At 35.2% G+C, this 13362-nt stretch carries 14 protein-coding genes; 11 read left to right on the top strand and 3 right to left on the bottom strand.

What is annotated here, in order from left to right; translation table 11 throughout:
• Positions 1-3 precede the first annotated feature (3 nt).
• The 7 genes from ACFWDE_RS03555 (at position 4) to ACFWDE_RS03525 (ending at position 5912) form a co-directional block, all read left to right on the top strand.
• On the top strand, positions 4-660 hold the full coding sequence (locus tag ACFWDE_RS03555) for an amino acid ABC transporter permease (RefSeq protein ID WP_002204461.1): 657 nt from the start codon (positions 4-6) through the stop codon (positions 658-660).
• On the top strand, positions 661-1305 hold the full coding sequence (locus ACFWDE_RS03550; protein WP_377890100.1) for an amino acid ABC transporter permease: 645 nt from the start codon (positions 661-663) through the stop codon (positions 1303-1305).
• A gap of 203 nt (positions 1306-1508) precedes the next feature.
• Complete coding sequence (locus ACFWDE_RS03545; protein WP_002204459.1) at positions 1509-2936, top strand: amino acid permease; 1428 nt, start codon at positions 1509-1511, stop codon at positions 2934-2936.
• Positions 2911-3288 carry an OsmC family protein gene (locus ACFWDE_RS03540; RefSeq protein ID WP_377890098.1) on the top strand — a complete coding sequence of 126 codons (378 nt, stop codon included), beginning with the start codon at positions 2911-2913 and terminating at the stop codon, positions 3286-3288. The genes ACFWDE_RS03545 and ACFWDE_RS03540 overlap by 26 nt, the downstream gene beginning before the upstream one ends.
• Positions 3289-3350: 62 nt before the next feature.
• Positions 3351-3785: an HIT family protein gene (locus ACFWDE_RS03535; RefSeq protein ID WP_377890096.1), complete on the top strand. Its 435-nt coding sequence runs from the start codon at positions 3351-3353 to the stop codon at positions 3783-3785.
• 179 nt (positions 3786-3964) lie between these two features.
• Entirely contained in the window at positions 3965-4522 is a 558-nt protein-coding gene (locus ACFWDE_RS03530) for an RNA polymerase sigma factor (RefSeq protein WP_377890094.1), read from the top strand.
• Positions 4488-5912, top strand: a complete 1425-nt coding sequence (locus tag ACFWDE_RS03525) for a DUF4367 domain-containing protein (protein WP_377890092.1) — start codon at positions 4488-4490, stop codon at positions 5910-5912. Before ACFWDE_RS03530 ends, ACFWDE_RS03525 begins: the two co-directional genes overlap by 35 nt.
• A 52-nt stretch (positions 5913-5964) precedes the next feature.
• On the opposite strand, the gene ACFWDE_RS03520 is transcribed toward ACFWDE_RS03525, so the two are convergent.
• Entirely contained in the window at positions 5965-6948 is a 984-nt protein-coding gene (locus ACFWDE_RS03520) for a helix-turn-helix transcriptional regulator (RefSeq protein WP_377890090.1), read from the bottom strand.
• A gap of 65 nt (positions 6949-7013) precedes the next feature.
• Between ACFWDE_RS03520 and ACFWDE_RS03515 the strand changes: the two genes are divergently transcribed.
• Entirely contained in the window at positions 7014-7535 is a 522-nt protein-coding gene (locus ACFWDE_RS03515; protein WP_377890088.1) for a dihydrofolate reductase family protein, read from the top strand.
• A gap of 13 nt (positions 7536-7548) precedes the next feature.
• Here the strand turns inward: ACFWDE_RS03515 and ACFWDE_RS03510 are convergent, their stop codons facing one another.
• Together ACFWDE_RS03510 and ACFWDE_RS03505 are read right to left on the bottom strand one after the other, a co-directional pair.
• Positions 7549-8940 carry a sensor histidine kinase gene (locus tag ACFWDE_RS03510; RefSeq protein WP_377890086.1) on the bottom strand — a complete coding sequence of 464 codons (1392 nt, stop codon included), beginning with the start codon at positions 8938-8940 and terminating at the stop codon, positions 7549-7551.
• Positions 8941-8951: 11 nt separating this feature from the next.
• Positions 8952-9629, bottom strand: a complete 678-nt coding sequence (locus tag ACFWDE_RS03505; protein WP_377890084.1) for a response regulator transcription factor — start codon at positions 9627-9629, stop codon at positions 8952-8954.
• Between the two features lie 174 nt (positions 9630-9803).
• Between ACFWDE_RS03505 and ACFWDE_RS03500 the strand changes: the two genes are divergently transcribed.
• The 3 genes from ACFWDE_RS03500 (at position 9804) to ACFWDE_RS03490 (ending at position 13341) form a co-directional block, all read left to right on the top strand.
• The gene (locus ACFWDE_RS03500) at positions 9804-11051 is read left to right on the top strand and encodes a cell wall-binding repeat-containing protein (RefSeq protein ID WP_377890082.1); all 1248 of its coding nucleotides are present in this window, start codon (positions 9804-9806) and stop codon (positions 11049-11051) included.
• 155 nt (positions 11052-11206) lie between these two features.
• Positions 11207-12658, top strand: a complete 1452-nt coding sequence (locus ACFWDE_RS03495) for a SulP family inorganic anion transporter (RefSeq protein ID WP_377890080.1) — start codon at positions 11207-11209, stop codon at positions 12656-12658.
• A gap of 260 nt (positions 12659-12918) precedes the next feature.
• Positions 12919-13341 (top strand): universal stress protein, encoded by a 423-nt coding sequence (locus ACFWDE_RS03490; RefSeq protein ID WP_377890078.1) that lies wholly within the window; start codon positions 12919-12921, stop codon positions 13339-13341.
• Positions 13342-13362: the final 21 nt, after the last annotated feature.

The following is a 13362-nucleotide window of genomic DNA, read 5'->3' as shown; positions in this document are numbered from 1 at the left end:
TATGTGCCTGATTTTTCTATATTAACGAATAACATTGATATGTACTTAGAAGGGTTTAAATATACGGTTATGTCTAGTGTAATTGCGTTAATAGGTAGTTTTATTTTAGGGGTAATTTTGGCGGTAATGCGTATTGCACCGATTCGTATTTTAAATTGGGTGGGATCCGCTTTTGTGGAGTTTGTAAGAAATATTCCACTCGTATTAATTGCATTCATTTTCTATTTTGCTTTGCCTGTAATAGGAATTACTTTCAACGGTTTTGTAGCAGGGACAGTTGCACTAACAGTTTATACAGCAGCGTTTATTGCGGAAGTAATTCGCGCTGGCATTTTATCAGTTGCAAAAGGGCAAATGGAGGCTGCGCGTTCTTCAGGATTAACGTATGTGCAGGGAATGTATTATATCGTCTTACCCCAAGCTATGAAAATTGTAATCCCCCCTTTAGGAAACCAATTTCTCAATTTAGTTAAAAACTCATCAATACTCGGAATTATTGCTGGTACTGATTTAATGTATCAAGGAGACTTAATTTCAACGAAGACATTTGTTACGTTCGATGTTTATATATTTGTCGGGATGTTTTATTTAATATTAACAATTCCGCTCAGTATGCTAGTGCGTTATTTAGAAAAACGCTTGGCAAAGGAGGCGGTATAAATGGATTTTAAAGGAGCGATAACAGGTGATCATGTCCTCTTTTTATTAAAAGGATTACTCATAACGTTAGAGGTAGCGCTCGTAGCAATTGTACTTAGCTTTATTATTGGTAGTGTAATAGGAATATTGCGCTATACGAAAATACCTGTCGTCTCACAAATATTAGGCTTTATCGTGGAAGTGATTCGAAATTTACCGTTACTTTTAATTATATTTTTTACGTATTTTGCACTTCCGGAAGCGGGATTGAAGTTAGAAATTATAACAGCTGCAATTGTTGCTTTAACAATATTTGAAGCGGCAATGATATCTGAAATTGTTCGAAGCGGTCTATTATCTATCGAAAAAGGGCAGATTGAGGCTGCAAGGTCTTCTGGATTAACGTATGCGCAAGCGCTTTGGCATATTATTTTGCCGCAAGCATTAAGAAGAATGGTCCCCCCGCTTGTTAGTCAGTTTATTTCATTGCTAAAAGATACATCGCTCGCAGTTGTTATATCATTGCCAGAGCTTATGCATAATGCTCAAATTATTAGCGGGCAGAATGTAAATTATATGATTCCGACATTTATACTAGTAGCTTGTATGTATTTCGTTGTAAACTATGGTTTATCAATTTTATCTAGAAGATTAGAATTACGTTAACTCTTACAAAAAAATGTAAGAGTTTTTCCTTATAAATCCTTTTTTACCTCAAATTAGCATCGTAAACTATTAATAATTGGATTTTTATATTATTTTATCAGAAAAGTTTTAATTTTATATAGAAATTGTAACCGCTTTCGTGTATATTTTTATTATCAGAAAATTTTAACAAGATATAGGGGTACTTGTAGGGGAGGATTAAGATGCAGCAAACAACGAATGAGCAATTACATCGTACGATGAAGAGTAGACATTTATTTATGATCGCACTAGGTGGTGTAATCGGAACTGGTTTTTTTCTAGGTTCAGGTTATACCATTAATCAGGCTGGACCAGGGGGAGCCATCCTTTCATATTTAGTGGGCGGATTTATTATGTATTTAACAATGCTTTGTCTTGGAGAGCTAACGGTAGCAATGCCAGTTTCAGGATCTTTCCAAAAGTATGCGACGAAGTTTATCGGACCAGGAACTGGATTTATGATCGGCTGGCTATACTGGATTGGATGGGCAGTAACAGTAGGATTAGAATTAACATCGATCGGTTTAATGATGAAAAGATGGTTTCCGAATGTGGATGTTTGGGTATGGTGTCTCGTATTCGGGGTTATTTTATATGCTTCAAATGCAATATCAGCGAAGAGTTATGCTGAATTAGAGTTTTGGTTCTCTAGTATTAAAGTAATTACAATTATTGCATTCATTCTACTTGGTGGTAGCGCATTACTAGGATTTTTACCATACGATGGAAAAGAAGCAGCGCCTCTTTTCTCTAACTTTGTAAGTGATGGTGGGCTATTCCCAAATGGACTAGCTGCAGTGCTTCTTACGATGATTACAGTTAACTTTTCCTTCCAAGGAACAGAGTTAATCGGGATTGCAGCAGGAGAGAGTCAGAATCCTGAAAAAACAATTCCACGCGCAATTCGTAATACAGTATGGCGCATTATGTTATTCTTCATTTTAACAATGACAATTTTAGTAGGGTTAATTTCTTGGAAAGAAGCAGGGATAATTGAAAGTCCATTTGTAGTTGTATTTGATAAAATCGGTATTCCATATGCAGCTGATATTATGAACTTTGTTATTATTACCGCTTTATTATCTGTAGCGAACTCAGGATTATATGCAGCAACGCGTATACTATGGTCACTGGCAAATGAAGGAATGGCACCAACTTCTTTCAAGAAGGTAAATAAACGTGGTATTCCAATTACAGCGCTAGTCGTAACGATTGCTGTTGCGGCGTTATCCTTATTAACAAGCTTCCTTGCAGAAGATACAGTATATATGTACTTATTATCTATAGCTGGTTTATCTGCTGTTTCAAGTTGGATCATTATTGCTTTATCACAACTTCGCTTTAGAAGTCAGTATTTAAAAGGTGGAGGAAAATTAGAGGACTTAAAGTATAGAACACCACTATACCCGCTTGTTCCAATTTTAGCTTTAATTACAAATAGTATCGTTGTTATTAGTTTAGCGTTTATTCCAGAACAAAGAATGGCGTTATATTGTGGTATTCCATTTATCATTTTCTGCTACATATATTATTATATGAGTAAGAAACGGAAGAAACCGATGAAAGTGGAGATGGAAAAAACAAATGAAACTAACAATCAAACACGATGATATAGAAGCAGAGTTATCGTATGGTCAATTAGCGATTGGAAAAGAAAACGGATATTCACCGTTACAATTACTAATCTCTTCTATCGCAGGATGTAGTGCAATTGTCTTTCGAACGATTTTAGAAAAGAAACGTATTACATACGATACGTTTACAATTGAAACTAAAATTGGTAGAAGTGAAGCTCTATCAAAACCAGTTGAAAGTGTTCATTTGCACTATAAAATTAAAGCGCAAAACATTACAGAAGAGCAATTAGACAAGGCACTGCAACTTGCGGTGAAAAATTGCACAATTGTTCAATCTGTAAAGGATAGTATAAAAGTTACAGAAACAATTGAATTAATGAAGTGAAATGTAAAAACGTGAGAATAGGGCGCTCACGTTTTTATGTTTTTTACAGAGGGGGAAGTATTATGAAATGTTTAGGTTGTAAATTAGCAAATGAAGAAGAGCTTATATATAAAATATATGAAGACGATTATGTAACTTGTTTTTTAGATCATGCACCTTTCTATGCGGGACATACTTTAATTGTTCCAAAGCAGCACGTTGTAGAAGTGGATGAATTAGATGATTGTGTAGCAAAAGCGATTATGGATGCTTCTAAGCTTATTTCAAAGGCTATTAAATTACTGTATAAACCAGACGGAGTTACAATTTGTCAAAATGGTGGAATCTTTAACGAGTTAACGCATTATCACATGCATGTTGTACCGAGATTTAAAGAGCGTTCGTTTGCTGAATTTTATACCGTACAACCGGGAGAAAAGCAGAATCATAACTTTGAAGAGACAAAGAATTTATTAAAAGAAGCAATAGAGAAAATAATACATAGCGAAAAGGTGTAAGAGGAGTTTTCTTAGGGGGAAAGTTAGGAAAATACTAATATTAAATAGCCCAATTTCTCAGTTAAAATAGAGAAATTGGGCTTTTCTTTATTCTGTTATTCGATTTTATCTATTAAAGAATTCTGCAGTGTCACAAAGTATATCGCTCATTCGTTATATAGAATGAGAGGAGGAATTATATGAAAGTTACAAACAAAGATTACGAAAAGATGGAAGAGCTATACGAGTTGTATGAACAAAAAATTTATTATGTAGCTTATTCTATTTTAAATAATATTCAGCAGGCTGAAGATGCAGTTCAAGAGACGTTTATTACACTTTATAAGAATTTGGAAAAGCTCCATAGTTTGAACACTCAAGAGCTTAAACGATACATTTTGAGGGTTGCAAAAAACAAAGCGATTGATAGCTACCGGAAAAATAAACGACATGAAACATTTTTAGAAGAATATCAAAGAGAATCAACAGACGTAGCAGATGAAAATATTGAAGAGTGGGAAAAACGTCTAATGTCTGAGGTTCAAATTGATACATTGCTAAAAGAGTTAAATGAGTCTAACAGACAGGTGTTTAAGTATAAAGTCTTCTATAACTTAACGTATCAAGAGATTTTAAGTGTAATGGGGATAACCGAGGCTAATGTCCGCAAGCAATTTGAGCGCGCTCGAAAACGAGTACAAAATATTATAGGAGGTATACAAAATGACGAATTCAAAGAACTCCAAAGAAATGTATGACCTTGCTGAAAAGATTGCTGTAGATGATTTTGATACACTCGAAGAACAACATGAATTTTCACATACATATACGCACAAAAAGAAATTGTTTATGGAGGAAATGAAGCTGAAAGGCGAGCGACCACAGACAAAGCGTAAAAGACATCGTATGTTAATCGCTGCGGCCTGTTTATTGATTGGTATGCCGACAACCGTTTTTGGTGCAGTAAAAGTCTATAATATGATTGTTCAAAAACAAAATTACGAAGTAAATGTTTCAGTAACGAATAAGGAATCGAAAAATATTGATAAGTGGTATAAGTTGAAAGTTGGTAAATTACCAGAAAATATGGAAGCAATTGATGACTCTGCTATGAAATATTCATTTAAAGATAACGACGCAATGGGTGGATTTTCATTTGCTCTTTGGAGAGTGGGGGAAAATGCGGACTTTCAAACTTTATATTCAAAAAGCTATGAAGAAAAAGAGATAAATGGCAGGAAAGCAGTAATTGTTCATAAAGAAACTGGAAACAACAATGTAATGTTTGATAGGAAGGTCTTTCTCTTTTTTGAGAAAGAAGGGATTATGTTAGAAAGTTTTATTGGATCAGATATAAACGAACAACAAATGATGGATGTGTTAGGGAACATTTCACTTGAGCCCACATCAAAAGAAAAGGCATCACATATAGCAGATTATGATAAAAAGTATTTTAGCCAAGCAGATGAACCTAAAAAAACTAAGGTTATTCCTTTGAAAAAAGATAGCAAACGACTATTTCATATAGGGCAAAAGGTTCCAGTAACGATATCTATGGATCAGAGCCAAATTGAATATGTTATAGAAAAAGTTGAAGTTTTTGATTCAATCAAAGATTTTAAACAAGAGAACTTTAATGAACTTGGACTAGATAAACTAAGCAAGAATAAAGCTTTGGATCAAGCGGGACAATTGATACCATATAGACGGGATGAATATAAAGTTGGAAATGGTAAAGATTCAATTGATAAATTAGTAGAGTCAAAATTAATTCATCCTAAATTTGTCTACCTGACAACAACAGTGAAAAATATAGGTAAACAGGAGATAGAAGAAATTTATATGCATCCATCCATAAAAGTGCTTAAAGGTAAAGGAAATGTATGGAATTATGCTGGGAAAGATGGAATTGCAGAAAAAAATATTATGACAGGCGAAGTTGATTATTTAGAACCTCACGGAGATGGGAAAAGCTTTTACAATATTGGCAGTATCACACCAGGGGAAACAGTAAAAGTTAACTTAGGTTATTTTGTAGATGAGGATAAACTAGATTCAATCTTTCTTGATGCTTTCCATTACAGGGGGAATGGGGGCACTGAAAATATGAATGCGGAATATCGTTGGTGGTTCGATATTCGTCAATAGTAAACATAATAGGAACAACTAGACTAAAAAGCTGCTTATATTTAGCAGCTTTTTAATTTTCATACATATTTAAAATTTCTTTCGCACGTATACGTAAACCATCTATTAATTCTCTCGGTTCTAAAACTTGTGCATCTTTTCCAAGCCGATAAAATAGAGGCGTAATAAAATTAATTTCACCTTTATCAATTGTTGAATCTATATATCCTGTCCCATCTTCGTTTACTACCACGAATTCTTCAAGGTAAGGAACGCTTTTACATTGGCGCACGCCTTCTGTCGTTAATAAAACATGTAATTGGATAGGAGTGTGTACTACGTTAGAGTTAGATTCGAACCATTCTTCTAAATTCATGAACGTATCTTTATTTTCTTCTGTTGATAATATAGAAAGAATACGATCAACGCGATACAGTAATACCTTTTTTCTACTAAAGTCATAGGATGGCAAATACCATAAACCGTCGTGAGCATATACACCGATAGGATGAACATGTTTTGTTTTAATCCCCGATTTAGACTCGTATTGAAAGTGTAAGTTTTTATTTTCAATAGCCGCTGTTAATACTTCGTTTAAAAAAGTTGTCTCAATTGTTCTCTTCGGATTCCAAAAAGCGATATAAGAACGTATTTTATCAACTTTAGCTTTCGCATCATTTTGTAGAGAGCTATACAGTTTATGAGTAACAGAATTGATTTCTGTATTAAAAGGCAAGTTACGATAGTAGCTTAAAGATTGGAAAGCAAAAAAGATGGAGACCGCTTCTTCTTCGGTAAATAAAATGGGGGGAAGCATGCTGCTTGTTAATACTTTATATCCCCCATTACGACCTTGTTCAGCGTAAATGGGTAATCCCATATCACTTAAATCTAAAATATATCTATGGACCGTACGAACGGAAATATTAAATTCATCAGCTATTTCTTGAGCTGTAAATTTTCTTTTCGCAGAAGCAAATATAAGAATGTCTAGTAAACGTTTTGCTTTTGACAAGGATATCACCTTTTTCTTTTTTAACATGACATAAGTTGTCATGTTTTATGGTTAGTATAGTGCTTATAAGACGATTTTATCAATAGAAGCTGTAAGGAGGAAAAGATATGTCACGTGAAATTGTTTTATTTATTGCAGCGAGCTTAGATGGATTTATCGCGAAAGAAGATGATGATTTAGAGTGGTTAATGGCAACAGAAGGTGAGGGAGACAACGGTTATACAGAAATGTACGAAACAATTGATACGATAATTATGGGAAAGAGAACGTACGATTATGTAGTAGAGCATACAGAAACATCCCCGTACTTAGATAAAAAATGTTACGTGTTTTCTAATTCAGAAAAAGGTTCAAACGGACATGTAGAGTTTGTAAATGAAGATGTTGCGGAGTTTACCAAAAGGTTGAAAGGGCAGGAAGGATCTAAAATATGGATGGTCGGTGGAGGGAGTCTACTGAGAGAGTTCTTTAAGAATAATCTAATTGATGAATATGTTGTTACGATTACACCTCACATATTAGGTTCTGGTATTCCGCTATTTAAAGAAAAGAATCCGGAAATTAATTTAACTTTAACGGATACGAAACGTTTTGGGCAATTTGTAAATTTATATTATAAAGTAAAATGATAAAGAAACACGACTATTGATGATAGTCGTGTTTCTTTATAGATGGTAATGAAATTATAAAACAAGACCCATGATCAACCTCACTTGTGACTGTAATATTCCCACCGTGTAGCTCTACAATTTCCTTTACGATAGATAGCCCTAAACCGGTCCCACCTGTAGCTCGTGTTCTTGCTTTATCAACACGATAAAAGCGATCAAAAATGTGAGGGAGGTCTTCGGGCGGAATGCCTTCACCTTCGTCCTCAATGTTGATGGAAATACGTTTATGTTCTTCTGTAACAGAAATATTGATATGAGAATCTTCCTTGGAATGTCTATAAGCGTTATTTAAAATGTTCACTACAACTTGTTCGAATCGCTGTTCATCCAAGTTTACTAACAGTGAAGGAGGACAAGTGAAAGAAACTTTAATGTGTCTTTCCTTATACATCGCGTTTATTTTTTCGGCTATGCGAGTAAGGAAGGGGTGTAAATGCACTTCCTGTACTTGAATGAAAAAGTTATGCTTTTCCATTTGAGCGAGTGAAAATAAATCTTGGACTAAGTTTGTAATATAATCAGACTCGTCTTTTATAATGGATAAGTATCGTAAACGTTGCTCTGGGGGTGTGTTTTCTTTTAATGCAATGTCAGCATAACCTCTTACGTACGTTAATGGTGTTCGTAATTCGTGAGCAACACTTGCTAGAAATTCACTTCGCTCTGTTTTCATATAATGTAAATCATTTGCGAGAGTTTGGATAGATTGTGCTAGTTCACCAATTTCGTCATTTCGAGTAGTTGTTAATGAAACGGATAAATCGCCCTTACTCATTTTTTCAGTCGCTTGTTTCATGTGTAACAATGGTTTTGTTAACAAACGTGATAATAGAAAAATGGTGATGGCTGTTAATAGGAAAGTAATGACTCCAGCGATAATGAATTGCCGTGTGAGCCCGTTAACCATTTCTTCGATTGATTCCGTCCCGAGAAACATATATACATAGCCTTCCGTTTTTCCTGCCACTACAATTGGGCTAACTGTACATATATAATTAGATGTTTTCCAATGATTCTCTATAATTGCTCCATCATGATCTGTTCGTGTTTGCATTCCTTCAATATGTTTTTTTATAGTAGTATTTATTTCATTGGATTTAGCTAGTATTTCCTTATTTGCATTTGTAATAATAACAGTTGTTTCAGCTTCGGATTCCATTAAAGCAACATGGGAGATTGTTTGCCTGTCAAAATATTTTTCAAGGACATCTCGGTGACTATTTCCACGCTTTAATAAAGCAGTCATTTCTTCATTTACTCTATTGTTTACAAGGCTATAATAGAGCAAGACAAATAGAACACTTTCGATTAAAAGTGTAACAATTAGAAAATAAAATCCGAGTTGAATAGAAATTCGCTTCATCGCTTTTCTCCTTAATATAGTGTATCAATCCATCTATAGCCTACTCCATATACAGTTTTTAAATGGTGATCAATAGGGAAATTTACTTTTCGTAATTTATCACGCAAATTACGAATATGTGAATCGACTGTTCTATCTTCTGTATTTGTATTTAAACCCCAAATTCGTTCAATGAGCTGATCACGGCTTAATACGTAGTTCACATGACGTAAAAATAATCCGAGTAAAGAGAATTCGATTGGTGTGAGAAGAATTTCTTCATTATAGACAGAAACGAAATGCTTGGCCTCATCCCATAAAATGCCTTGATATTGGATTTGCGTACGCTGATTCGTTCGGCGTAAAACAGCTTCTATTCTTGCAAAGAGCTCTTCTTCGTGGAATGGTTTCGTCACGTAATCATCTGCTCCAAGTTTTAACCCTTGGATGATATCTACCGTTTGATCACGAGCAGTTACCATAATGATAGGATCGTTACTAAATGATCGAATTCTTTTGCACGTTTCCCATCCATCCATCTTCGGCATCATAATATCGAGTAAAATAAATTTGAAGTTTCGATTTTCTATATGTGAAATAGCTTCTTCTCCGGACACTGCACATACGCAGTTGTATCCGATTGGAGTAAGATAAAGTGTTAATAATTCAAGCATTCTCGGTTCATCATCTACGAGTAGTATATCGATCATAGAGTACCTCCGCATTTGTAGTTATTACTTAAATTGTAAGTCAAAATCATGAAGAAATGGTGCAGATTATAATGCATCTGCATAATTTCTTCAGAATTGCTTGTTATTGTAAAGTTGAAATTCCATTTTAGGTAATAATATTGGCTCGAAAACGATTAATACGGAGGCGATATAGTGAAAAAGATGACCCGGATTTTTGGGATAACAATAATTGCGACAGTCGGTCTTGCGGCATGTGGGCAAACGAACACAAATCATAAAAATCATGAACCCACAGAAGAGAAGAAAACAGAGCAAAAGGAAATGAAAATGAATCAGGAGGTAACTGCGCCGAAAGAAATGAATCAAGGTGCATCGAATGATTTATTAACGACAAGTTTAAAAAATGTAACGAGATTAAATACAAATGATCCTCTGCAAATGGCAGTATTAACTTCGCAAACGATATGGCCAGCAACGCATAAAGAGAATCAGCCAGGCGCTATTATTTTAGTGCCAGTGAACGAGTGGCAATTAGGTATTGCAAGTGCGGATCTTATTCATCATCCGAATAACGGACCGATTTTATTTATAGAAAAAGAAAAGGTACCCGAAATGACGTTAAAAGAAATAAAACGATTAAATCCGCTCGGAACGAAAGATGGAACGCAAATTATGGTGATGGGGGATGTAGGGGCATCTAGCCTAGAGCAATTAAAAGAATATAAAGTAAAGCAAATAAAAGAAACGGATCCAGCTAAATTTGCCAAAGATGTTGATAAAGAATATGCCGATATAACAGGGAATTATCCAAATAGCGTTATTATCGGTTCGTCTGAAGATGAAGGGCGTTTATATACAACACCAGTTGTAAATTGGATTTCTCATATGCCAGAGCCACTTTTATATACAGAAAAAGATAAGGTGCCAGAAGCGACAATAGAGGCATTAAAAATGAGAAAAGATAAAGCAAATATATATGTATTAGGACCAGAAAAAATCATTTCAAAAGAAGTAGAAAAAGAGTTAAGTAAATACGGAAAAGTAACACGTATTAGTGGAGAGAATCCAACAGAAAATTCGGTTGCATTTGTGAAATTTAAAGATAAAAAAACGAAATTTGGCTGGGGGTTCACAAAACCAGGTCACGGTTTGTCGTTTGTTTCGAGTAAAACACCAGACTTAGCAATTGCGGGAGCACCGTTTTCACATATGGGTAAACATGCCCCTGTTGTTTTGCTTGAGGAAGGAAAAGCTTCACAACAAGTTTATGACTTCCTTGCTACGATTCAACCGAAGTTTAAGGATGACCCAACACTTGGACCGTATAACCATGGTTTCCTATTAGGAAGTACTAGTGATATTTCATTTGAAACGCAAGGTATATTGGATGAGAGGTTAGAGATTGTTCAGGAAAGTGGTCAAGGTCACGGTGGACATTAATGAAATGAGAAAAGACGCTGCTAAGGTAGCGCCTTTTCTTTAGGAAGCTTTTACATAGCACAACATCCTTTGCTCGTTATATAATAGCCTTCGTGCAGTCGGCCTAGATTTTCTTACGGAGAGAATCAAATGATAAAAGAGTAGAGGGTGGTAGCTTGTTTCAAAAGATAAAAAATGAATGGTTTTCTAATGTGAAAGGGGACGTACTATCAGGAATTGTCGTTGCTTTAGCATTAATTCCTGAAGCGATAGCTTTCTCTGTTATTGCGGGTGTGGATCCGACCGTTGGATTATACGCCGCTTTTTGTATTGCAGTTACAATTTCATTTGTTGGTGGAAGACCTGGGATGATTTCAGCTGCAACAGGTGCAATGGCATTATTAATGGTGACGCTCGTTAAAGATCACGGTTTGCAATATTTATTTGCTGTGACAATAGTAACAGGTATTGTTCAAATTATTTTTGGAGTGTTCAAGCTGAGCTCATTTATGAAGTTTGTTCCTAAATCTGTTATGAGTGGTTTTTTAAACGCACTTGGAATTTTAGTTTTTACAGCACAACTGCCACATTTTAAAAATGTAACTTGGCAAATGTATGCACTTGTCGCATTAGGACTTGCAATTATATATTTATTTCCACGTATTACGACGGCTGTTCCGTCTACACTTATTTCAATTATTATTGTGACAAGCATTGCACTTATGAGCGGATTACAGTTAAAAACAGTAGGGGATATGGGAAGCTTACCGAAAGAATTACCGTTCTTTAGCATTCCTGATGTGCCGTTTACACTTGAGACATTAGGTATTATTTTTCCATACGCAGTTATGCTTGCAATTATCGGCTTACTAGAGTCATTATTAACGGCATCGGTTTTAGACGATATGACACATACCGAAAGTAATAAACATAAGGAAGCACGTGGGCAAGGGATTGCGAATGTTGTTGCTGGGTTTTTCGGAGGAATGGCAGGATGTGCAATGATTGGACAATCTGTTATTAATATTAAATCAGGTGGTCGAGGGAGATTATCGACGCTTGTAGCCGGCGGTTTTTTAATCGTATTGCTATTTGTTTTAGGTGATTACGTTGTTCATATTCCGATGGCAGCTTTAGTTGCAGTTATGATTATGGTTTCGATTGGGACGTTTGATTGGAACTCTGTAGCGACGATTCATAAAGTCCCAAAAGGGAATGCTTTTGTTATGATCGTAACAGTTGTGATTGTCCTAATTACACATAATTTAGGATTAGGTGTAATTATCGGAACGATAATTAGTGCAGTTTTATTTGCATTCAATATGGCAAAGATTCACGTGAAACATTTGTATATTGAAAATAAGAAAATATACGAAATTCACGGCCAACTATTCTTCGCATCTACGGCAGAGTATATAAATGCTTTTTCATACAATGAAGATGTGAAAGAAATTGAGATGAGCTTTACTAACGCACACGTATGGGATGATTCAGCAGTAGCGGCAATTGATAAAGTTATAATGAAGTATGAACAGAACGGTGTGAAAGTAAGGATTACAGGGTTAAATGAACGAAGCTCGAAGATTGTTTCAAATTTAGCCACCTATAATAAGAGAATTGCTAGTTAAAGAAAAGGAATGCAATCTTTTTTTGTTGGAAGAGAGCCTCTAGCCATGCGTAGAAACGGTCAGCCCCTTGTTTTGCCTCGTGCCGAGTTAAAACAGAGAGAAGAAATGAGTACGGGTTAATTTTATTTTATAAAGCAGTAATGTATATGCTGAAAGGTGAATTGGGATTTACGTAGTTAACTATGCCTCCTTTTTGAAAGACAAAAAAGGGGGCTTTTGTATTATAATACGAGTAGGATAACGAAAAGGGGATTCAGCATATGTACAAACAAATTTTATTAGCATGCGATGGTTCTGAACATGCACTTCGAGCAGCCGAGCATGCAACATATATTGCGAAATTTAACGAAGAAACACATGTTGAAGTTGTGTACGTAGTAGATAATAGAACGGCAAAGTCAGATATTATACAAGGACAAACGGATTTAGAAACAATATCAGCTAGTCGAAAAGATAAATTAAAAGAGATTGAGGGTTTATTAAAGAAAGAGCACATTTCCTACAAAATTACGATTCTACATGGCGATCCAGGAGATACGATTGTTCAATATGTAAATACAGGAGATATAGATCTTATTATTGCTGGGAGTAGAGGGCTAAATACACTGCAAGAAATGGTGCTTGGTAGTGTAAGTCATAAAATAGCAAAACGTGTGAAATGCCCGGTGATGATTATAAAGTGAAGCTTTAATCAGTGGGGGGTT

This window comes from Bacillus sp. NPDC060175, assembly GCF_042728695.1.
Classification (GTDB): domain Bacteria; phylum Bacillota; class Bacilli; order Bacillales; family Bacillaceae_G; genus Bacillus_A.
This window is presented reverse-complemented; position numbering and strand designations above follow the sequence as displayed.